The organism is Bradyrhizobium glycinis, from assembly GCF_016031655.1.
Taxonomy (GTDB): Bacteria; Pseudomonadota; Alphaproteobacteria; order Rhizobiales; family Xanthobacteraceae; genus Bradyrhizobium; species Bradyrhizobium glycinis.
Window position 1 is genome coordinate 118,522 of the sequence record NZ_JACCHQ010000014.1, and the last position, 21,135, is coordinate 139,656.

18 protein-coding genes and 3 pseudogenes are annotated in these 21,135 nt (G+C 61.4%); 3 read left to right on the forward strand and 18 right to left on the reverse strand.

Annotation, left to right across the window (positions count from 1 at the left end; genetic code table 11):
- Positions 1–266 precede the first annotated feature (266 nt).
- Entirely contained in the window at positions 267–458 is a 192-nt protein-coding gene (locus tag HZZ16_RS38620; RefSeq protein ID WP_512699523.1) for a hypothetical protein, read from the reverse strand.
- Positions 459–484: 26 nt separating this feature from the next.
- Positions 485–610, reverse strand: a pseudogene (locus tag HZZ16_RS37235) (cobalamin biosynthesis bifunctional protein CbiET); the annotation flags it as partial.
- On the opposite strand from HZZ16_RS37235, the gene HZZ16_RS20805 reads away from it, so the two are divergent.
- Together HZZ16_RS20805 and HZZ16_RS20810 are read left to right on the forward strand one after the other, a co-directional pair.
- The gene (locus HZZ16_RS20805; RefSeq protein ID WP_311974217.1) at positions 581–910 is read left to right on the forward strand and encodes a DUF4142 domain-containing protein; all 330 of its coding nucleotides are present in this window, start codon (positions 581–583) and stop codon (positions 908–910) included. The pseudogene HZZ16_RS37235 and the gene HZZ16_RS20805 overlap by 30 nt on opposite strands.
- 636 nt (positions 911–1,546) lie before the next feature.
- The gene (locus HZZ16_RS20810; RefSeq protein ID WP_197951163.1) at positions 1,547–2,092 is read left to right on the forward strand and encodes a phosphatase PAP2 family protein; all 546 of its coding nucleotides are present in this window, start codon (positions 1,547–1,549) and stop codon (positions 2,090–2,092) included.
- Positions 2,093–2,121: 29 nt separating this feature from the next.
- Here HZZ16_RS20810 and HZZ16_RS38165 read toward each other — a convergent pair whose 3' ends face one another.
- A complete protein-coding gene (locus HZZ16_RS38165; protein WP_197951165.1) occupies positions 2,122–2,619 on the reverse strand; it encodes a DUF1236 domain-containing protein in 498 nt (165 codons plus the stop codon).
- A gap of 258 nt (positions 2,620–2,877) precedes the next feature.
- On the opposite strand from HZZ16_RS38165, the gene HZZ16_RS20820 reads away from it, so the two are divergent.
- The gene (locus tag HZZ16_RS20820) at positions 2,878–3,051 is read left to right on the forward strand and encodes a hypothetical protein (RefSeq protein ID WP_197951167.1); all 174 of its coding nucleotides are present in this window, start codon (positions 2,878–2,880) and stop codon (positions 3,049–3,051) included.
- 93 nt (positions 3,052–3,144) lie between these two features.
- On the opposite strand, the pseudogene HZZ16_RS20825 reads toward HZZ16_RS20820, so the two are convergent.
- The 15 genes and pseudogenes from HZZ16_RS20825 to HZZ16_RS20890 form a co-directional block, all read right to left on the reverse strand.
- Positions 3,145–4,109, reverse strand: a pseudogene (locus HZZ16_RS20825) (TIGR03885 family FMN-dependent LLM class oxidoreductase).
- 101 nt (positions 4,110–4,210) lie between these two features.
- Positions 4,211–4,468 carry a DUF2934 domain-containing protein gene (locus HZZ16_RS20830; RefSeq protein ID WP_197951169.1) on the reverse strand — a complete coding sequence of 86 codons (258 nt, stop codon included), beginning with the start codon at positions 4,466–4,468 and terminating at the stop codon, positions 4,211–4,213.
- Positions 4,469–4,479: 11 nt separating this feature from the next.
- Positions 4,480–4,839, reverse strand: a complete 360-nt coding sequence (locus HZZ16_RS20835; protein ID WP_197951171.1) for a hypothetical protein — start codon at positions 4,837–4,839, stop codon at positions 4,480–4,482.
- A gap of 880 nt (positions 4,840–5,719) precedes the next feature.
- Positions 5,720–6,137 (reverse strand): annotated as a pseudogene (locus HZZ16_RS37245) (hypothetical protein).
- Positions 6,138–6,582: 445 nt separating this feature from the next.
- Positions 6,583–8,808 (reverse strand): hybrid sensor histidine kinase/response regulator family protein, encoded by a 2,226-nt coding sequence (locus HZZ16_RS20840; RefSeq protein ID WP_197951173.1) that lies wholly within the window; start codon positions 8,806–8,808, stop codon positions 6,583–6,585.
- A gap of 205 nt (positions 8,809–9,013) precedes the next feature.
- Positions 9,014–11,038 carry a hybrid sensor histidine kinase/response regulator gene (locus HZZ16_RS20845; RefSeq protein ID WP_197951175.1) on the reverse strand — a complete coding sequence of 675 codons (2,025 nt, stop codon included), beginning with the start codon at positions 11,036–11,038 and terminating at the stop codon, positions 9,014–9,016.
- The gene (locus HZZ16_RS20850) at positions 10,989–11,639 is read right to left on the reverse strand and encodes a chemotaxis protein CheX (RefSeq protein ID WP_197951178.1); all 651 of its coding nucleotides are present in this window, start codon (positions 11,637–11,639) and stop codon (positions 10,989–10,991) included. The genes HZZ16_RS20845 and HZZ16_RS20850 overlap by 50 nt, the downstream gene beginning before the upstream one ends.
- Positions 11,636–12,022, reverse strand: a complete 387-nt coding sequence (locus HZZ16_RS20855; RefSeq protein ID WP_197951180.1) for a response regulator transcription factor — start codon at positions 12,020–12,022, stop codon at positions 11,636–11,638. Before HZZ16_RS20855 ends, HZZ16_RS20850 begins: the two co-directional genes overlap by 4 nt.
- A 364-nt stretch (positions 12,023–12,386) precedes the next feature.
- Positions 12,387–14,666, reverse strand: a complete 2,280-nt coding sequence (locus tag HZZ16_RS38170) for a chemotaxis protein CheA (protein WP_197951182.1) — start codon at positions 14,664–14,666, stop codon at positions 12,387–12,389.
- Positions 14,663–15,058 carry a response regulator gene (locus tag HZZ16_RS20865; protein ID WP_197951184.1) on the reverse strand — a complete coding sequence of 132 codons (396 nt, stop codon included), beginning with the start codon at positions 15,056–15,058 and terminating at the stop codon, positions 14,663–14,665. Before HZZ16_RS20865 ends, HZZ16_RS38170 begins: the two co-directional genes overlap by 4 nt.
- On the reverse strand, positions 15,051–15,920 hold the full coding sequence (locus HZZ16_RS20870; RefSeq protein ID WP_197951186.1) for a CheR family methyltransferase: 870 nt from the start codon (positions 15,918–15,920) through the stop codon (positions 15,051–15,053). Before HZZ16_RS20870 ends, HZZ16_RS20865 begins: the two co-directional genes overlap by 8 nt.
- 6 nt (positions 15,921–15,926) lie before the next feature.
- Positions 15,927–16,532: a HEAT repeat domain-containing protein gene (locus tag HZZ16_RS20875; protein ID WP_197951188.1), complete on the reverse strand. Its 606-nt coding sequence runs from the start codon at positions 16,530–16,532 to the stop codon at positions 15,927–15,929.
- Positions 16,519–17,640 (reverse strand): chemotaxis-specific protein-glutamate methyltransferase CheB, encoded by a 1,122-nt coding sequence (gene cheB / locus HZZ16_RS20880; protein ID WP_197951190.1) that lies wholly within the window; start codon positions 17,638–17,640, stop codon positions 16,519–16,521. The genes HZZ16_RS20875 and cheB overlap by 14 nt, the downstream gene beginning before the upstream one ends.
- Positions 17,637–19,217, reverse strand: coding sequence for a chemotaxis protein CheW (locus HZZ16_RS20885; protein ID WP_197951192.1), 1,581 nt, complete (start codon positions 19,215–19,217; stop codon positions 17,637–17,639). Before HZZ16_RS20885 ends, cheB begins: the two co-directional genes overlap by 4 nt.
- Positions 19,207–21,003 (reverse strand): methyl-accepting chemotaxis protein, encoded by a 1,797-nt coding sequence (locus HZZ16_RS20890; protein WP_246510264.1) that lies wholly within the window; start codon positions 21,001–21,003, stop codon positions 19,207–19,209. The genes HZZ16_RS20885 and HZZ16_RS20890 overlap by 11 nt, the downstream gene beginning before the upstream one ends.
- Positions 21,004–21,135 lie beyond the last annotated feature (132 nt).

A 21,135-nucleotide genomic window follows, 5' to 3' on the forward strand; every position in this document is an offset into this window, starting at 1 on the left:
CGCGGAGCGGCACTTAGGATGCCAAAACAAGCCATCGCTCACACGGACGTTCCTATGATGGCCGGCAATCTCACCAGCGGTGAGCACCCCATGGCGACCAACTCGTCGGGACTAAACATGCGTTAAGCAAGCGGACGTCGGAGCATGCAAGGGCCGGCTCCATACCGGATTAGGAACGTTCAACATAGCGGGCGCGTCTGTCGTCGACACGTTGGAGATACAACATGCTGAGACGATCGTTTTTGCTCGCTCTGGGCGGGCTCGGCTTATCGACCTACACTGCACGCGCCAGAACCGTTCCGCAGAGGGACTTTCGCACGGCCGACCTCATGGGCGGCGCGTTCGCGATGCAGACAAGTCAGCTCGCCTTGACACGCACGAGCAATCCCTTCGTCGAGACCACCGCCAATGAAGACGGCATCCGGCGCTTCCAACCCGGCAAGAGCTTCCGGTGCCATGCCCGTGACGACTGTGATCCGATGCGCTGCACCACGGGGCGCGCTGCCTCCCACGACCGATAGCGGCCGAGCGGAGCGGCATGAGAAATCTCCACCCGCATCAGCTCGCCGCCGTGGCGCTGGTGCAGCTCGCCGAGCACGTCATCAATTTCGCAAGGGCCGGGATCGCCGAGCAGGTTCAGGTCGCGAGCGCGCTCGCGGCGGAACCCGGCGCCGCTCCGCTGCGGCCCGACCATGCCACGTTGCTGCGCCAACTCGAGGCCACGCCGGCGGGCCGGTTCGATCGAATGTACGTCCAAGGGCAGATCCGGGGACATCGCGAGTTGCTCGCACTCAACAGTTCTTATTTGAGAGGCGGCAGCAATCCGCAGGAGCAGCAGGTGGCCCAGATGTCGCTTCCTATCATTCAGCGACATCTGGCGATCCTGAGCAGTCTCAGGGAGATCGCGTAGGGCTTTCGAGGAGAGCAAGGGAGCGCTATCTTCCGATCGGTCTCCCAATTCTGCGAGCTCTCGGACCGGATCTGGTCGCCGCCCTGCAACGAGGGACCGGGCGTGACCGTGCCATCGATCCGGCCGATGTCTCGCGCGTACGGAAGTCTCCGGTCTGATCACAGAGAGCCTTTCCTGGCACGAGGGGTACATCCGCCCTAGCGTGCCGTGAAAAGCTCGCGATCTTCCTGTTCACTTGAGTGATTGAGGTCCTGCGCCGAAGTCGCCTCAGTGCTATCGCTGGTCGCGCAGATGCCGCTCGAGGTCGATCGCTCGATCAGCATTGTAAGCGCGCTTTAGCAACGAGTTGCGTTCCTCTCCTGGCGGCCGGTGGTCTGCCTCGTCTCGCAAACGTGTCGCGAACTGCGCCAGCCGCGACTCGAGAGAATCTGTCTGTTTGAATCGTCTCCTGCGCTTGATCATTGGTGACCTCCGTTTGGACGTTCGGGAATTATATCTTCGGATAAATGCAAGCTGCAGGAACATAAGTTAAATTATGCGCAGGAAGTATTCTCGCCTATCGTATCAAATGATAGGGCACGAAGTGACGGCGGCATTAGAGTCAGCGCCCTGCAGATATTCTACGATTCAGGGAAGATGATCAGGAAAGTATCCATTCCGCCCACCAAGGCGGATCGTTTCATTGCAACCCAGGCGGCAACACAGACAAATCCGATCATCCAGAAATGCCTCCGGACAGCGACGTGGGCGGCTGATGGTCACGTGCTTGGCCCGGCCGCCGCTGCCATCTGGCTTGCTTCGCGGGTAGGTGGGCGGCGTCATCGCATGTCCGCGAGCCATTTCGCGTTGACGGTAGCGGCAGCGATCGCTGCTCCGAAAGTGATCAAAAGCTTGATCGACCGGCAACGCCCCGACCGTTGCGTGGTGGGTCAAGATCGACGAGGGGTCGGCATCTCTGGCAAGCCGTACGATTCCTTTCCTTCCGGGCACAGCGTACATCTTGGAGCCGTTGTCGGCGCCCTGGCTTGGGCTTACCCCAGGAAAAGTAGGTATATCTATGCGGCCGGCGGAGCGCTTGCTGCGACCAGAATTGCCGTTTTGGCACATTGGCCAACAGACGTCCTTGCCGGCTGGGCGCTGGGTGCCGCGATTGAGAAGTCAATCCGGCAACTATCCGCCTGATATAGTTGGCCGCTGCAGGAAAACAGGTCTCAGTGCACGTTGGCGATGATGGCGGCCACGCGGCGGGAGTGTTGATCCACAATCACCAGACTTTTGCCCGCTATGAGATACTGGTCTCCCCAAAATCCATTCAGCACTTGAGTTGCTTCGGGCGGCAGGTCTGCAACCGTCGTCTGCCGGGGAATGGACGTCCCGATCATCATCTCGAAATTGGGGCGATCCATGGTAGGCGCTTGCGCAGCTGAGAAGATCGCACGGAGTTGTTCGCGCTGGCGCTCGCTGAGGTCAGCTGGCGCGGCAGTTTGTCGGATCTCGCGGGCTCGACGACCTGTCGAGTCTTCGTTTTGAGCGGGATCTTCCTTCGCTGCCGTGCTGATCGCCTCCCGCTGTGTCGGAACTCCGGTCCCGACCGTAGTGGCAGGCGCGCTGTTGTTGGCTCCTGTCGGCGGACGTCCAACATAGTCGGTCGCACCGAACATCTGGGGTGCGACAAACCACAACGCAGAGCCCACGAAAAGAACCGCCACGACGGCGCATCCCCACATCATCAATCTGCGGGTGCCTTCTCTCTCTTCGCGTCGGGGAAGATTTGCGACCATAGCGAGCGTCTCCGGTTTCTTGTCCCAACCAGAGCATCGATCCGCCGTTCCTAAGTCGTAGCTCTGCGGACGCCTCCCTGGCCGCAGAGCCCACGGGGCAGCCGACACCATCGGCAGGAACGTTCAGCTCTCGCGCGCGCTGATGAATAGCAATCGGACTACTCGCAGCGCCGACAGGAGCATGCAATGCAACGACCTTCAGAAGCCAAGCTTCAATCGATTCCGGATGAAGCCGCCGAACGGACGACTGAACATCCGGCAGGACCGCACGCCAGACCGGAATTGACCGACTCGGACAAGACGCCCGGCTGCGGTGTTTTGCCGGAGCCGGGTGATCCGAACATTAGCCCGGCGGGTTAGGAATCCAGACCCGGCGCGTGCAACCAAGAGCAAAGATCGCGGCGCAGGCCTCGGACGGCGCGACTGCAAGCCACTCCGCCTCGGCACGCGCCGTCACTTCTCACGGACGGCCGGGAGCACCTGCTTTGCGAATGCCTCGATGAAGCTCAATTGCCGTCGTCCCACTTGATGGAGATGAATTTCGGCGAATCCCATTTCAGCGTACCGGGCAAGCCAAGCGCGATGCTGGCCCAGGTCTGCCGACACCAGAACCGATCGGCGAACGTCCTCACCCTTGACTAGGCGGCCGACCTTGTCGAAATCCTGTGGTCGTCGAAGGTCCCAGTTCACCTCCCCGCCGACCGCATTGGAAGCTCATTGGTGCAGGGCCTCGGCTTCAGCCTCCTCTTCGGTCGGAGCCCATGACAGCGCCATTTGCAGGATGATGGCTTGCCTTGCCCGCCTCCTCGACGGAAAGCCTCGATAACCTTGGTTAGTTGCTCCGGCTCGGCCTGAACGGTGATGAGAGCGTCGGCCCAGCTGCCCAGCCACTCCGCTGTCGTCTCGGTCACGGCGGCGCCGACCAGCATGACCGGCTCCTCCGGGCGGGTATAGAGCCTGGCTTCAACGACGCTCACCCTGCCGCGATGAGTAACAGTCTCGCCTGCGAGAAGCGCCCTGATGACATGCACGCATTCGAGAAGGCGAGCGTTGCGCTCCTGCTTCTCTGGCCACGGCATGCCGGTGATGGATTCGTTGATCGCCTCGCCGCTCCCGAGAGCCAGCCAGATGCGACCCGGATACATCTGCCCGAGCGTCGCGGCACCTTGTGCGACCACCGCAGGATGATAGCGATAACCGGGTGCCGTGATGATCCCGAACGGGAGGCTAGTTGTTTCCAGTGCCGCACCCAGCCAGGACCATGCGAAGCCCGATTGCCCCTGTCGCTCGCTCCAGGGACGGAAATGATCGGATGACATGGCGCACTCGAAGGCCGCCTCCTCTGCCATCTTGGTCCATCGGAGCAGATCGGCCGGTGCAAATTGCTCGTGCGAAACGTGATATCCGAAGCGGGCCATCGTCTTTAAACCGTTCCTCTCCCAACGATCCGAGAGAGGGAGCCTGATTGCGCCAAAACCATGCAAGGCCCTGCCCGGCCCCTAGGCGCCCTCTTCTGGTGCTACTCGCGGGCAAGTTCGCCGGGAAGATGCTGCTCCCCCTGGTCTGTGAGAGTTGGAAACTCGCCTTGGTTCACCAGCGCCTCCACCGGCTCGACAGTTTCGGTTGTGACCGGTTTCCGCATATGCGGCTTCGCGTCCTCGAACGCGATGGCCATTCGCGCCAGCTCCCAATGCGCTTCGGCCTTTCCTTCCGGTCGGCCCTCGTCCAGCCAAATACGATGGGCCCGCTCACGTATTCTTTGCTCCAGATCGGTCATGCGCGTCTGCTTCAGATGATCTTAGTCATCGTATCGGCCCGATCGAACACCGGACCGTCAGAGTCCTCACGGTCAGATTCTTCGACGTCGGTCTCGTCCTCCGCCCCCACGCGAACGGCCTCTTCCGTCTCGCTCAACCCATCGATCGTCTCGTTTGCGCCCATACCTGGCTGATGCCGGCCGGTCACCTCGCTCCTCGGCCGCGCGCCGACCGGCTTGTCCACGTCTGCCGCGGAGGGCGAAGCCGGATCAGCGCCAAGATCATCTTCTCGACCTGCGATTCCGGGGAGCAGGATTTGATCTGATCCCTCAACTTGTGAGGTGTTGGCGTATGGAGATCCAGATTTCGAGTCGACTTGGTCACGATCCACGGCTGCCTCCTGTCTGATCGAGCACTACCGATTTACGGTCGTGATCGTTCCTATGTCCCGTTCCTGTGTATCTCTGAGACCTTTGCCCACTTGAGTACCAGACGGCCCTCAAGTGCGGTGCTCTGCTTCCCCCCCTGAACGCAGAGACGTTGGCTGGAGACCTACCCAGAAGCGGCGCTCGCCTGCTCTACGCTGGCCGGGCCGCATGCTCACAACCTGTTGCCTAAGGGAACGGTGTTGGTAATCGCCAGCGATTGTGGTCCCACTTAACAGGCCGCCACCCGATCAGAGCTCTGGTCAAGGCCAGCGCGCCCAGGGGTGCGCACGCCAGCACGTTCGTCCCGCAAGGCTACTTACTCATCTGCAACCCTGGCTCCTCTGCGGCAAGTTCATGTGGTCCAGCCGAACCCTTCTCGTTCGTTTAGGCATGCAGGCGGAGCGGGTTCGACCTCGAACGGATGCCGCTCGGGAGGCGTTCGAGCTCGGGCCCACGGCCATCATAAAGGTGAGCGGCGTCCAGACGCCCTGTGTCCTCATCGACCGTTTTCGAGCTGGCCCTAAACGGCAAGTGCTCTCATCGGCGGAAACGGGCCCTCCGTTCAAGTCCGGGGCTTTAGGCGTGGTCCGAGCCGACGCAACCATCGCGGCTGGCCAGCGCTCGGGTTCGCTCCATTCTCCTCATTCGGCTCTAGACGGCTTTGTAGAATGCCCCGTGCATAAACCGGCGGCCGCATAGCCGAATCGAAGCGCGTTCGATAGGATGGAGCGGCATGGCCGCAAACAAGGTAACGGCGGTACGCTTGGGGCTGGGGAGGCAACCGACGGTCCGGGACTATCAGGCCGCCAGCTCCGCTGGCGGCTTTGTTTCGTTCAACCTTCCTCAGGAGGCGTTCGCCCTTGCTCGTTCACGGGCCTCACGGCGACGCTCCCGGCGCTCGCGCCGCCGTTTGGCTCGATCGGGGGGCTGCTTCAGCGGTGGAACGGGCGATGTGGACGCCGCAATGGAATCTTCGACCGCGGGCACCTGGACAGCCTCCGATGCCGCTGGACGGGCCTCCATGAGGTCGAGCACTGCCCGTCCTTTGGCTGTGATCTTCCATCCACCGCTTAGGCGCTCGACCAGTCCTTTGTGACCAGATGTCCAGGCCCGGCACCCTAGCCGCGAGCCGCCTGGTCCGGTCCGTCCAGTCGCGGCCGCTCGTCGCCAGGATGGCCATGTCGCGCTTGAGGTCTTCCATCACGGCGAATCCGTCTGGATAGGCCACCAGGATCTTCAAGACCGTCACCTGGAAGTTCACGCGGGCCCCGCGATCAGCGCCACATCCTGGGCGTATGCGAACGGCATTTCGGCGGACCTATTTGAGACGCTCGGGAGCACTTTCGCTACTCGTCGCCTCCAGTTGCGGCAACTGAAAAGGCTTTCACAGCATCGGTTCGTCACCGAATGCCTCAGGCACGCCAGGCTCCGAATAGCCGCTGTCGCAGACGAAGGCGACACCACGGTCCTATCACTTCCGGCCACTGGCACCGATCCAGCAAGATTGACGAGGATCGCCACGCCGAACGCAGCGTCCCGCGAGAGCAAAAGCGCCTCCCGCAGGTTCCGGCTTTCGCACCCACGCAATGCTTAGTTCCTCGATCATATCGACAAGCATCATCCTTGATCAGCGCCTCGTCCGGGACGAGGAAGAATGATTTGCCGGCTGCTCGGTCGCGTTCACAAAAGATCTTTCTTTGGTGTTGTCACGTGCCGTGCGTGTGGGTTTGGCGAGTATCGAGCATCGACCTCAGACGCAGCGACAACTCCGGCTGCGAAAATGGTTTTTGGATGAGGACGACATCGGGATGGAGCCGACCATCCTGAACGATGGCATCTCTTTCATATCCCGTCATAAAGAGGACCTGCAGCGCGGGACGCTCGGAAAGCGCGAGATCGACCAGTTGCCTGCCGTTCATGCCTGGCATCACGACGTCGGTCAGCAGCAGGTCGATCCGCTGTTCCGGATCCGCGATGAGTTTCAGGGCCGCCTCGGCATTGTCGGCCGCCAGCACCGAATAATTCATATCGCCAAGCATCTCCAACAGATGCTCGCGCACCGCTCGATCGTCCTCGACCACCAGGATCTTCTCGCCCCGCCCGTCAAGGACGCTTCGATTAGGCTCGTCCAGAAAAACAGGCTTGGCTGCGTTCGATCGGGGCAGATAGAGGGTGACCGTCGTGCCTTTCCCAGCTTCGGTTCGGATGTCCACGTGCCCTGACGATTGTCGGGCGAAGCCGTAGACCTGACTCAGTCCTAAGCCGCTCCCCGAGCCGGGGGCCTTGGTCGTGAAGAATGGCTCGAACACCCGCTCAAGGACCTCGGCAGGTATGCCCGTTCCCTGATCGCTGACCGAGACGGCGACGTACTCCCCAGGCGAGAGATTTTCGATTCCGGCGCAGTAGTCGGAGTCGAGCACGCTATTGCGAGCCTCGATCATCAACCGTCCTCCGTCTGGCATGGAGTCCCGAGCGTTGATCGCCAGGTTTATGAGAGACGCTTCCAGCTCGATCGGATCGACATCGGTGATCCAAAGATCCGGTGCGCGGAAGACGTCGATCTTGACCTTTTCTCCAAGCGATCTGGCCAAAAGGCCGGCGACCTGGATCATCACCTGGTTCACGTCAATTGGCTTCGGCGCAAGAGGCTGCCGGCGCGAAAAGGCGAGCAGCTTCCTCACCAGTTGCGCGGCCCGCTCCGCTCCGGTCAGAGCGTTTCGAGCCTGGCGATGCGTTTTGTCCTCCTCGGGGGTGCGGCGAACGATCGCTTCGAGATTGCCCATCACGATCGAGAGGAGATTGTTGAAGTCGTGCGCAATTCCGCCGGTGAGTTGGCCGATAGCCTCCAGCTTCTGCGATTGGCGGATCACGGCTTCGGCGCTTTCTCGCTTGCGGACCTCCGCGTAGAATTGATTGGTCCGCCGCAATGCTAAGTATTCGAGCCAGAGGATCAATGCCAAGGTTGGTATCCCGAAGGCGAGTTGGAGAAGCAACCACTCACCCCATTCCCTCCAGATCGACATCTCCTCAAGACTGGAAGTGACGTAGATCGGCAGATGCCCGAGATGCCTTACCTCGAACCGACGCTTCAATCCATCTACAGCCGAGACCGTTGTATAGGTCGCCTTGCGCTCCTGAGCTGCGATAGCGCGCCGGAAACCGGTGTTCTCCGCCAACACGATGTCCGGGGCCGTCGGAGCTGGGTAGCGCGCCAGGACGGCCCCGTCGTCCCTGATGATCGCGAAACTTGCCGCGGCACCGCCGCCGAGGGTAGCGAAGAATTTCTCGAATGCGCTGGGCGGCACCACGACGGCGCTGATGCCGGCGACTGCGCCCGTCTCGTCGCGCCACTTCTTGCTCACCGAAAAGAAGGGAGGTCCGCCGATCCTCGGTATCAAGATCTTGCCGACGAAGGTGCCCGTCTCCGGATTCCGCTGCGCCACGAAGTAATCGCGGTCCGAATTGTCTAGGTCGGGAGCCCGAGAAACCGACGAAGTCACCACCGGCCTCCCGTTCCGATCGAACAGCCAGATCGCGCGAAGGTCGGACACCTTGCCGATCATCTCGTGAAGTCGTTCGTGGAGCGCATGTTCTTCGCTCTTCAGAGCCTCCACGCTACGCCTTCGCGTTATGCCTTCAACGCTCGAAAAAAGGAGTTCGATTTCTTCGAAAACCTTGTTGGTGTGTTCGATCGCGATATCCAGGGAACGTGCAATGCGCTCGTCGGCGGATCGCGACACGAAGCTGTAATGCTGCAGGCTGGCGATGCTCAACACGAACAGCGCTCCCATCGCGGTAGCGGCCATGACAAGCGCGAAGCTGGCGGTGGCGGAAGGCGCCGCGTGGTGTCTGATAGTTCTACTCACACCGCGGACCCAAGCAGGACGAGGCCACTCGTCGGTGCTCTTCCACGGCTGGCGCTTCTCGGTCAAGCATTCATTGTCCCTCGGCGGCAACGTAAGTGCTTTTACCTCGGCTTGGTTCCATTAGTATAACTACCGAGTGGGGTCTGCCGCGCGCGTTCCGGTACATGGTCGGTCAGTCGTTGATGCCCACCCATGCGCGCCTGAAAGCGCGGCTTTGCCGTGCATTTGGGACGAAGTCGTGCGGGCAGCGGGCGCTGAGCCGCCTGGTGAATCAAGCTGGTCCGACGCCGATGAAAGCCTTCTCCAGCGCTGAGGCCAAATGGGCAGATGTATAGGGCTTCGACAGATGTTCGAACTCGATCGGCCGATCCGACGGCAGCTCAGCATATCCCGTCGCCAGAATGATCGGCAGCTTCGGGTGCAGCTCTTTTATGCGTTGGGCAAGCTCCAGCCCGTTCATTCCAGGCATGGCATAATCCGTTACGACAATGTCGAACAGCGGATCGCTGTCTAGCAATTTCAAGGCCTGACCGCCGGACTGCGCTTCGGTGACACTGTGACCGAGATCGAGCAGCATGTCAGCCGCTCCCATGCTCACCAGGACGTCGTCGTCGACCAACAATACGCGCAGTCTCCTGCTCAGTTCCGGAGCAGCGGGCCTAATCTCCGAACTCGCCGGTTTCTCGCCGTGCTTTGCGCGGGGTAGCCACATCGTGACTGTCGTTCCCTCGCCCCGCTGGCTCTGCAGTCGCATGGCTCCGCCCGACTGAGCCGTGAACCCGTGCACCATCGAGAGACCAAGACCGGTGCCCTTGCCCACCCCCTTCGTGGTGAAGAACGGCTCCTGCGCCCGCGCGAGCGTTTCTTCGCTCATGCCTTCTCCAGTGTCGGTCACAGTGATGCAGACCAATGATCCCGGCGGTAATCCAGCGCTGCCGGCGTTCTCTTCGTTGTGGCAGGCGATCGTCAGCGAGCCGCCATGCGGCATGGCATCGCGAGCATTGACGGCAAGATTGATTAGTGCCAGCTCGAGCTGGTTCGCGTCGACCGCAACCGGATCAACGTCGGGCATCACCTCGGCGTGAATGACGATGTTCGGGCCGACGGAATGACGGAGGAAATCCAGCATCTCCGGAATCAGCGTCTGCAGAGAGACGACCTCAATCTTCAATTCCTGCCGTCGTGCGAACGCCAGAAGGCGCGTCGTCAATGTCGCACCCCGCTCCGCTCCCTGCATGGCGCGGTCCAGGAGCCGAGAGATCCTGGGATCGTCGGGAAGAGCCTTTTTTAAAAGACTGAGGCTGCCGAGGATAACCGCCAGCAGATTGTTGAAATCATGAGCGACACCGCCCGTCAGCTGTCCGATGCTCTCCATCTTCTGAGATTCGTGGAGCTGTCGCAGGGCGACCTCCCGCTCGCGAGTCCGCTCATTGACCCGGTCTTCAAGTTCCTCGTTGCTTTTCTGAAGCGCGTCCCTCGCATCGGACAAAGCCGACTCGGCGTTCACCCGTTCCGAGACGTCCCGCCAGATAGTGGTGACGAAATTCCGCTGATCGGCGCCCCAACGACCCAGCGAAATTTCGAAATGCCCAAACGTTCCGTTCTTGTACCTGCCGACGACCGAGACGGCACGCTTGTCCTGCTGCTCGATCGTCCCTTCAGCCAGCAGCCGCACAAGCGTATCCTCCGACTGTAAAAGAAAGCTCAGCTTTTGCCCTATCAACTCCGTTTGGTCGTAACCAAGAACGCGGTCCACGGCCCCGTTAACCCATTGAATGTTCTGGTCGGCGTCGACTGTGATGATCGCGTCAGGAGCGGAGTCCACAATCGCATGATATCGCGCGTTTTGCCGCTCGCGAAGCACGCGCTCTCGTGTCACCGCGGCCGTGACGTCGGTCACTTGAAGAAGACAGTAGTTCGACTCAGCCGTTGGTACAGGACGGACGATGATGTTGTGGAGCAGTTCGCCTCCATCGTCGAGCCGCAACGGAAGCAATGAGTTCAACGTGTGGGTCAGAAGGCTGGAACTGCCTACCTGAAACGCATCTTCGATCACGCTAGGCAAGCGCGTCGTGCGCGCCTTTGGAAACACGTCGAAGAAATCCTTGCCGAGCACTTCGGCGGTCGAACGCTTTGACGTGCGGGCCATCCAATCGTTCCAGGCGACGATCCGTCCTGCGCTGTCAACGACGATCAGGCCAATGTCGACGGTGTCAAACGCCGGCTCGTAGATAGGGTCCGTCGCATTATTCGGCGTGACGGGGGGACTGATCTTCGATGGCGTGGATGAAGTCATTGACGATGGCTTTCAACGTGGCGATCGACGGCAGGTCCATGAGCAACGCTATAAAGCCATGAACATCTCGGGTTTTAATGTTGAAATCGATATAAAGAAAGAGCACGAATTGCGCGCCCGATGCGGGGCCGTCGACGTCAAACAGAGCAGCCCCATCGCCTCGAACGATTGAGGGCAGCGACATCCGCATGGTCCGGTGCAGAACATTTGCGATCGTCGCCAGGCAGCCATTAAGAATGATATTGCCCGTTTCAGCCAGCGCTTCATGCTCGAGATCGATGACGTCTTCCAAGGTATGTTCATCGCCTAGTATCGAACGAACCAACTCGAGGCTCTGAGCTTCCGGGAAGATCAGCAATGCCCTGCCGGCAAACGGTCCTTCAAAAGATTGCTGCACCGCCACGAGCTTTTTGGCATTGTCCCGCTCGACCAGTTTTGCGGCCGCGGCGCGCGTGACAATCCTCACCGACGGAACGGACAGCAGCACCTGCTCGCCGACCATTTGTCGCAAGCTGCTGGCGGCGCGGCTGACGCCCATGTTCGCGATTTCGGCAAGCGCATCCTGTTCGGTGTGGGTTAGCTCGCCGATGTCGGCTGTCATGACGCAGCCTTCTTCAAGCGAAGCGTGGCTCCCGACAAGAAAGCCGACAATGTTTCGTCTGTGAGCGGCTTTGGTATGAACCCAGCGTTCAGCTCGCGGGCCCGTCCAACGATTTCATTCTGGACGTTGGCCGATACGACCGCGACGGGCATGCTCGGGTGGGTCTTGCGGATGTTGGCAACCAATTCCAACCCGTCCATTCCGGGCATGTTGAAATCGATAAGTGCGATATCCGCCGCTCCCCCTGCAATGGTTGCGAGGGCCTCTTCCGCATTAGTGACTTCCACTAAGGTCCAATCCGGCCTGATCCGCCGCATCGAACTTGCCATCACCATCCGCGCCAGCTTGCTGTCGTCCACAACCAAAACTCTATACTGCTGCATATCCTGGCTCTTGTTGCGAGGGGTCGCGGGTTGGACTAGTACAGTCTGATCAGGTCTAACCTCTTGCTGGGACGGGGTAAATGGCCCGCGCGGCAATTGGTTCCACGGGAGTAAGCCTAGTCGCCGGCGGCCTTATGCAATCCCGGTGCTACCCACTGTGCCACCCAAGTATCACCGCAGCGCCCGATCGGCGCAATTCCCGAGGCCAAAATGACCTGAAGTACCGCTGTATGCATCCGCTCGCACTGCGTCCAATCGAGAGCTGCCTTCGGAGTGCGCTGCAACATCTGCAGCAGGGGCTCGGCGTCCTCAACCGGGCAGACGCCCTCGAGAATTATGACGCCCGCCTCGGTCCTATGGACTGTCACTGCAGCAGCTCCTTTGCGTCCAGCACCAGCAGGACCTGCCCGTTACCAAGCAAGGTTGTTCCGGCAAACCCGCGCACCCCCTCCAGCAGTCCCTGCATGGGTTTGAGAACCACATCAAGCCTGTCGCGGATCGCGTCGACTTCAAACGCGACGATCTTGCCGGCGCTTTCGACGATCACCAGAAGCCTAGGCGCCGCCTGGTCCCGAGCCCGTTCCGGCAGCTTCATTCGCTCGGCCAGGGAGACGATCGGCACCACGCGTTCGCGCAGAATGACCCCATAGTTTTTCTTGACCCTGCTAATGCGGTCGGGCGTCACCCTGACTGTTTCGGACACCGCATCCATAGAGATACCGAACAATTGTCCGCCTGTTTCGACAAGCATGATGCGGGACATCGAGACGGTCGTCGGGAGATCGAGCCGCACCGTGGTGCCGATCCCTTTCCAGCTTTCCAGTGCTACACGTCCGCCCATCTGCTCGATTCCGGAGCGGACCGCGTCCATGCCTATCCCTCGCCCGGATATGTCCGATAGCGCGGGCGCGGTCGAGAAGCCGGCGGAAAACACCAGATCGATAGCCTGCTCGTCCGTCAGAGCGTCCAGCTCGTCCGGCGCCAACAATCGATTTTCCGAGGCCCTCTTCCTGATGGCCGCCGGATCGATCCCGCGGCCATCGTCGGCGACCTCGATCAGGAGCCGATCACCGGCCCGCGATGCTGCGATTGAGATCGTCGCCGTTTCCGGCTTTCCAGCCGCGTGTCGCTGTTCCGGGTTTTCGATCCCATGATCCAGAGCGTTGCGCAGGAGATGCACCATGGGTTCGAAAAGGCGGTCCATGATGCTCTTGTCAAATTCCGTCGTCTCACCCCGGGTGACCAGGGCGACCTTCTTGTCGAGTTGCCGGGCCACATCGCGGATCAGCCGCGGAAAGGACCTGAACAGCTGTGCGGCCTCTATCATGCGCAGCTGAAGCACGGCCCCGTGCAATTCCGTGACGAGCCGCTCGATGGCCTCGCGGTCGCGCTCGACAGCTCGTGAAATTTCGGTCCCGCCAAGCTCCTGCTCGACCCGCCGCGCCGAACGAGCCAGGGCGTTTTTAGCGACGACAAGCTCTCCTGCAAGATTGACGAGCGCGTCGACTTTTGCCGCGCCAACGCGCAGCACGCGGTCCGCGGCTCGCTCCACCTCGTTTGTTGCTCTCGCCTGCGGCTGGCCCAAACGAGTATCGCTCAGAGTGGATGGCACAGCGGCAAGCGCTGTGAGAGCCTGCTCGAGCGCCTCCAACAATGGAGCGGGAGTTTGCTGCGCCGTTGCCAGTGCGCCCCCACGCAGCACCGCCTCTGCCAGTTCTGGAGGCGCACCATAACGCAACGCGTTGGCTGCCGCGCGTACTGCTGAGCCAATGCATCCTAATAGATCGGCTTTTCTGCCCGGCACGTTCAGCATTTCGCGCTGCGCTTCGAGCACGTTCCTCACCAAAGCCAGGCTGGGCTGCGCCGCGTTGGCCGCGGGGAGGGCTTGGCGCGGGATTCCGATGAGACGCACCTGATCCGGCACCAGCCTGAAGATGCGCGAGATGTCCTCCCGCTCGGCAATCGAAAGCGCTTGGAAGCGCATATTGCAGGCGTACGGGTCGATTTCGGAGAGAGCCGCAAAGGGCTCGCGCGCTTCGATATGGCACGCCGCGAGCCCCGGAACCTGCCGCATCAGCTGCAGCGGATCGTCGCCGTTGTAAAAGCAGCCGACGGCCGGCTCATACAGGATCGCTGTCGCATGGCCAGGCGGCTCCGGCATTGACGATATCGCCGCGATTAGCCGCGCGATCCAGGAGGGCAGCTCGCCCGCACTTCCTGCCGGCTCCCGCGAAGCGGGGGCGACCGGATCCGCTGCCGCATTTGTCAGGAACGACCGCAGGCGCTCCGCCATGGCGCGCCCGTCCTCACCCGCTTGAAAAGGCAAGACGCCGGCGGCCTCAAACTCGTCAACCCAATGCGACACCTGGTCGAGGCAAGCCATTACCGCATCGATGATATCGCTGTCCGCGACGAGCGTGCCCTCCCGCAGCCCGGCCACCAAGTCCTCGGCTGCATGAAGAGTGATGCTCATCGCCGGCAATTCGACTATCCCGGCGGAGCCCTTAAGCGTATGAAGTGCCCGCAACACGTAGCTGGCCGCTTCGTCCGATGCTCCGTAGCGTTCGAGCGCGATGAGCTGGTCTGTTGCCCGTCGGATCAGGTCGCGAGCTTCCGTGACGAATTGTTCGTGTAAGGCGTTCACGGGATGGCTCCGGTGAGAAGGCCGACGTGCCGAACCAATTCGTCCTCCGCCACCGGCTTAATCAGGTACATGTTCGCGCCCGCGGCTCTTGCGTCCGCAACATCTTGCGAACCCGCCTCGGTCGAAATCATCAACGCCGGAACGGTCGCCACTTCGCCGCGGCCGGCGCGCAGCGATCGAATGAAGGTGAGGCCATCCATTCGCGGCATGTTCACGTCGAGGATTACGAGATCAAACGGCTCCGATAACACCTTTTCCATGGCCTCGATGCCGTTGATTGCTTGCTCGACATGGAAGCCCGCCTTGTCCAGCGCGGCCCGGTAATAGAGCCGCACCAGCGATGAATCATCAACCACAAGGACGTGGATGGCCCGCCTCGCGGTGTCAGCCATGATCTGCCTCCGGCTTTTGATAGACGATCGCGTCGGGAAATCGCGACACACTAAAAAGCGGTGAAATTCGGCTCATGCTTTCCGAATGGCCCAGACAAATGTACCCGCCCGGTCGAAGGCAGTCACACAGATTTTCAGCCGTCTGCCGTCGCGAGGCGTCGTCGAAATAGATGAGCACGTTGCGGCAGAAGATGAGGTCGAAGTCGCGATAAGTTGCCATATCGCGGGCATCGATCAGATTGGCGCGGGTGAACTCGATCGAATTCCTGAGCCCCTCGTCGATTTGGTAGCGGTCGTCGGAAATTGGAATAAAATAGCGGCTGATGATGTCACGCGACAAACGCATCAGCGCCCGATCCCGGTATATTCCTTCGGCAGCGGCCTTAAGTGCGCGCGTATCAATATCCGAACCGACGATTTCAATGTTATAGCTGTCAACTTGCGGCCAGTTCTCGAGCAGCCAAATCGCGATCGAATAGGGCTCCTCACCGCTCGCGCACGGGATAGACCAGATCCGAACGGTGCCGCCCGGAGGCTTGCGGCTGACGATGGAGTCGAGCAGTCCAGCTGTCAGGCATTTGAGCTGGTGGTCCTCGCGAAAGAAATATGTCTCGTTCACGGTGAATGAGTTGATCAGCTGCTCGATCTCGTGATCGGCGTCGGCTCTGAGGAGCGAGAAATAGGCCTGGAAGGACAACGAGCCGGTCGCATCGATGCGGTCTCTGAGCCGACGGTCGATGTAATATCGCTTGTCCTCGCTGAACGACATTCCCGTACGTCGGTAAAGAAAGTCGCAGAAGCGCAGGACTTCGTCGGGCGTGATGTCGTAGGCAGGTGATTGTCGCCCCGTCCGGCCAGCCATGCCCCCTTAGCCTTTCACGCCCGATATGCGGGCTATTGCGGCCGAAATTGCAAAAGGCAGAAACGGCGACGCGGAAAAGCGCGCCGCACATCTTTCGAGGGACGGCAGGGCCTCTGGCGTGCCCACCTCGGCTAGTACGTCGATCGCCGCGCCGCATACATTGGGATGCGGCTCGCGTTCAATCAGGTCGCATAACAGGGTGGTGGCTTGGGCCGCGTCCATGTTGCGCGTCAGCTCGGTCGCAAGCAGGCGCACATCGGAGTCCCCATCGCTCAGCAACTGCGGCATGAATGGGGCGAGGGATTCTCGTAGTGCGCAGAGCGCTTCGACGGCCGCCGTCCGCAATGCGGCATCCTGTGACCGCAGGTATGGCAGTATGGCCTCGATGCTCGCCGCGTCGCCTACCCGGATCAGCGCGGTCATGATGGCTTCGCGCACGCGCGGCACCCCTTCGCGGCGTAGCGCCGCGGCCAGCGCAGGCACCGCTGCCGCCTGACCGGAAAGCGCTCGGGCGGCGGTCCAGCGGGCTTCCGCAACAGGACTGTCGAGCGCGGGCTCAGGCGGAATTTCATCATCCCCGCCTGTCGGACCGCGGCGTCTAACAAGGGGCATGGGCGTTCACCAAGTGCACGATGGTATCGGCGATGCTTTCCAGCGGCCGCACCAATTCGGCGCCGCCAATCTTCACCAGTTCACCTGGCATGCCCCACACGACTGCGCTGGATTCCGCCTCCGCAATCGTATGGCCGCCGCCGAGACGCAGCCGTTTCATCGCCTCAGCACCGTCATAGCCCATCCCCGTCATCATCACTCCGATCAGGCGCGAGGCGTCAAGGTGCTCAAGTGCGCTCGCCACCATTCGTTCGACGCTGGGGTGCCACAAATAGGTGGTCTTCGCCGGCACTGGCATTGTCACGATGCCGGCTGCCCGTGATGTCACCATCACGTCGGCATCACCTTTCCCGATATAAATCGTGCCCGGAGTCAAAGCCATCGGCTGGTTAACCTCGACAACCTCGAGTTGGCATTCCCGGTCCAGTCGCCTTGCAAAGGCACCGGTGAAGCTTGCCGGCAAGTGCTGTGCCACCAGAACCGGCCAAGGAAAATCTGGAGGCAGTTGCGGCAGCACGGTATCGAGCGCCGCCGGGCCGCCTGTCGAGGTCCCGATCAGCACAAGCCCCGGGGGAGAGCCGTTCCGGACGCGCTTCGCGCGGCTGTCGGTCCTGGGAAGCGGTGCGCGCGTAAATCGCTGCGGGGCGCGCGCAACCAACCCTGCCCCCCGAATTCGATGGCGAACGCGCTCAGTCAGGCGCAGGGTTCGGCGGATCCGGGCGCCTGCGGCGCCACGGACCTTTTCGACCAGCAACGGGTGCAGACGGTCAATCTCCAAGGAGACGGCTCCGCTCGGTTTGGCGACAAAATCAACGGCACCGAGCTCGATCGCCTCCAGAGTTGCGTCAGCGCCTTCTGCCGTCAGCGACGAGACCATCACCACCGGCCGGGGTGCCTCGATCATGATCTGGCTGAGACAGGCCAGCCCATCCATTCCAGGCATTTGGACATCGAGCGTTACGACTTCAGGATCGAAGATGCGAACCAGATCCAACGCCTCCTTCCCGTCGCGTGCGAGGCGGATGTCAAAGTCGCCCTCAGCCCTGAAGATGCCCTCGAGCAACTTTCGCATCAGGGCGGAATCGTCAACGATAAGGAGCCTGATCACGACACGGGCACGGCAGGGGCGGTCGAAGAACCCTGGAATTTGGCAAGGATGTCCGACTCCATCTGGTCGAGCAGTTGCCCGGGGTCGATCAGCAGGATCAGCCGCCTGGTGACTTCGAGATTGATCACGCGGGAGATCAGCCGCATTTGTTCTGGTGATACGCCGGGAGCCGGGCAGATGGCATTCGCTGGCGCTTTCATGATTTCGGAAATCGCATCGATCAGGAAGCCCGCTCGGACTCCGTTGATCGACAAGACGAGAATGCGCCGCAGTCGCGATTGTTCCGCCCCACTCAACTCGAACCGCCGCCTGAGATCAATGATCGGCACGACATTGCCGCGCAGATTCATCACCCCTTCGATGAAGGCGGGCGATTTGGGCAAACGCGTCACCTGCTCCGGGGGCCGTGCGACCTCGCTTACCGACCCAATCGGAACGCCGTACTCCTGGTTACCCAATCGGAATATGATGAACTGTTCGTCCGCCAATAGGGTCTCCTCGGCCTGCAATGCGGATGCGCCGGTCTCCTGTTCATCGAGGATACGCCGGATGACGTCCGACCGAAACAGCCGGTCTGGCGAGAGCAACGCAACTAGTCGCCGTCCCTCGTCCAGCCGACAGATGGAGCTTATCTCAGCGTCGCCCTCGCCGCGGGTGAGCAACGACGGTGCGGGCTCCACGACCTCGGGATCCAAACGCAGGATTTCGCGCGTCGCGTCGACTAGCAAGCCGACCGCGCGCTCACCGATCGACACGACCACGACCTTGCTGGTGCGGCGGCCTTCCTCATCGGCCACCATCCCCAGCAGCATGCGCAGCGACACCAAGGGCAGAAGGCGACCTCGCAGTGTCACAACGCCCAGCACAGCAGCCTCCGGTCGGGGAAGCCCCGAGACATGATCCGGCAGGGGAATAATCTCCCGCACGCTGTCTAGAGGTAACGCATATTCCTGATCGCCGAGACAGAAGCTCAGGAGCGACATCACGGCGCGGGTCGGCACCGCAACAGCTCGGTCGATGGCAGGGGACATCGAACTGGCAGCGGTCGCCGAAGGCATGCCGAGCGCGACAAATTTGCCCGCCAGAATACGCGACGGGCCGAGAAGCTTGATCGGGCTCTTCCCCTCCTCGCCGCGAACGATGCCGTCCAGCAGCGCCCGATCGATGTTCCCGGCAGCGGCTTCATCTCTTTCCAATTGATCGGCCGGGATCGTCAGGAGGCGATCGATGCCGTCCACAACGAAACCAACCGGCGCATCGCCATGCGTGACGATCACGCGCGTCGAGTCGGAGGCGGGTGCAGGCGGCATATTCAATAGCACCCGCAGGCTCAGTACCGGCAAAACGATGCCACGTAAGTTGGCCAGCCCGAGCAGCGACGGAGGTACGAGTGGCATATGGGCAAGAGCGGGCGGCCGGATGATCTCGGCCACAAAGGGCAGCCGAAAACCGAAGAGTTCGTGCGAGAGCCGAAAAATGAGCAGATCTTGGGTGAGCGCGTCTGTCCCCGCAACAAGCCGACGCTGCGCTGCGGGCGCCTCGGCCGTCTCCGGAGCCTGCTGGCGTTTACTTGCCATCGGGACGCTGAATGATTTCTGCGAGCGAGGCGATCTCTTCGATCGCTGCCGCCAGATCCTCGGTCCCGCTCGCCTGCTGTTTGGCGGCAGCCGCCGCCTGGGCGGACGCGCTGGCCGCCTCCTCGGCAACTGCTGCCACCTGCCCGGCACTCTGCGCGGCTTCCTTCATCGACGCGAGTATGTTTTCGGCGCTGGACCCGATCTGTTGATTTTCGGTGGCGATCTTGGCGACATCACCTTGTACCACGTCAAAGCTCGCCAGGATCGCGTCCGTCTTCTGGTTTTCCGTTTCGGCGCCGACTATCACGCGCTCCAGCTCGCGACGCACCGCTGAAATTTGTCCCTGGATCGCGCGAAGGGTCTCCTTGATACGGGCGGCATTCTCCCCGGAGTCCCGGGCCAGGTTGCGTATATCCTTCGATACGACTGCAAATCCTTTGCCGAATTCACCGGCCCGGGCTGCCTCGACCGACCCATTCACCGCCAACATATTGGTCTGTATCGACACCATGCTGATCCCGTCGACAATCCTCTCGATATTGGCACTGAGGTTTTCGAGACCAGCGACCAATTCAAGGCTTTGCCTCGTGGTTTCGATGGAACGCGCAACGCCTTGCGATAGATCGGTAAGCTGTGAGCGGCATTCGCCAAGCATAGCACCCATCCGCTCGGTGCGGTCGAGCGATGCAATTGTGCTCTGGCGAAAGGATTGGGCAGTCTTTTCAATTTGAGCCATCGCAGCGCTGGCCTGCTGCGTCGCTGCAGCCTGCTGCTGGGCACCTCGGCTTATTTGGTCAACCGCTGTCATGATCTGTGCGGCAGACCCGGACATTTCCTGGACGGTCGTCGAGAGCTGCTCGGCCGCGGAGGCGAGCTGATCGGCCCTGGAATCATCCGCCGAAATGGACTTGATGTCGGCGGCCAGCGTCGAAAGTGAGCGCGATGCAGCCTGACTCTCTTCCAACACGCTCGCCTGTTGCTCCACGCTTCGCAGCGCTTCGGCAGCGGCGGCGGCCTGCTCCTCAGCGGCGGAAGAGATGATTTCGGCCCCTCTCTGGGCCTGGCGCGCGGCCGCTTCGGCTTGCACCGTGGCGACAGCGATAGATTGACTTGCGTCAGCCAAACCGCTGACTTCCTTGCGCAGCTCGCCAAGGGCCACGATAACGATCTGGCTCTTCTTTGCTTCCCCCGTTGCCGTGTCGGCACCGGCCTTGATGATCGACGTCATGGAAGACACTTGGCTCTCGATTTGCGCCGCAAGACCTTGCACGTCCTGTGCGCTATTTTCCGACCTTTCGGCCAGTGCCCGCACCTCGTCCGCGACCACCGCGAAGCCGCGGCCATGATCGCCCGCCCGCGCGGCCTCAATTGCCGCGTTGAGAGCGAGCAGATTGGTCTGGTCGGACACGTTGCTGACCGTTCTAGTGACATCACCAATGCTGGCCGCCTGCCTACTTAGTTCAGCCATAATATCGACCGTGCCCCCCTGCCGGTCGCCATTGTGTTTGATATTGCTGGCCCATGCGCCGATTTGGTTCGTGGACTCAACGAGCAGCATTTGAAGAGCCTCGGTCCGACGACGGCCGCTTTCAGCCAAATCGCGCGCCTGCGCGAGCGTTGTAGCGGTGTTGTTGGCAACCGCGAGCGTCTCCTGAGCTGCGCTGGCGGCCTCCTCGGCCCCGCTCGAGATCTGCTCCATCGACCGCCGCAACTCCTCGGCTGCAGATGCTGCCGCCGTAATCCCGGTGGCCAGCTCCTCCGTAGCCGCCGCGATCCGCTCCTCCAACTTTTGTTTCTGGATGCCGGAAAAGCCTGGGCGAGCGGACTTGCGGCGCGCCGCGGCAGGTCCAGAGCTTGGGACTTGGGGCGAGGGTCGATGGTGAAGCGCCCTTCCCGCACCCAGTTCAGACGTCTTCAT

Coding starts and splice junctions, on each gene's coding strand:
- HZZ16_RS38620 (WP_512699523.1), bottom strand. CDS start 458: ATGGCACCGGAAGCTCTTGCCGGGTTGGAAGCGCCGGATGCCGTCTTC.
- HZZ16_RS20810 (WP_197951163.1), top strand. CDS start 1,547: ATGATCAGGAAAGTATCCATTCCGCCCACCAAGGCGGATCGTTTCATT.
- HZZ16_RS20820 (WP_197951167.1), top strand. CDS start 2,878: ATGCAACGACCTTCAGAAGCCAAGCTTCAATCGATTCCGGATGAAGCC.
- HZZ16_RS20830 (WP_197951169.1), bottom strand. CDS start 4,468: ATGACCGATCTGGAGCAAAGAATACGTGAGCGGGCCCATCGTATTTGG.
- HZZ16_RS20845 (WP_197951175.1), bottom strand. CDS start 11,038: ATGACTTCATCCACGCCATCGAAGATCAGTCCCCCCGTCACGCCGAAT.
- HZZ16_RS20850 (WP_197951178.1), bottom strand. CDS start 11,639: ATGACAGCCGACATCGGCGAGCTAACCCACACCGAACAGGATGCGCTT.
- HZZ16_RS20855 (WP_197951180.1), bottom strand. CDS start 12,022: ATGCAGCAGTATAGAGTTTTGGTTGTGGACGACAGCAAGCTGGCGCGG.
- HZZ16_RS20865 (WP_197951184.1), bottom strand. CDS start 15,058: ATGGCTGACACCGCGAGGCGGGCCATCCACGTCCTTGTGGTTGATGAT.
- HZZ16_RS20870 (WP_197951186.1), bottom strand. CDS start 15,920: ATGGCTGGCCGGACGGGGCGACAATCACCTGCCTACGACATCACGCCC.
- HZZ16_RS20875 (WP_197951188.1), bottom strand. CDS start 16,532: ATGCCCCTTGTTAGACGCCGCGGTCCGACAGGCGGGGATGATGAAATT.
- HZZ16_RS20885 (WP_197951192.1), bottom strand. CDS start 19,217: ATGGCAAGTAAACGCCAGCAGGCTCCGGAGACGGCCGAGGCGCCCGCA.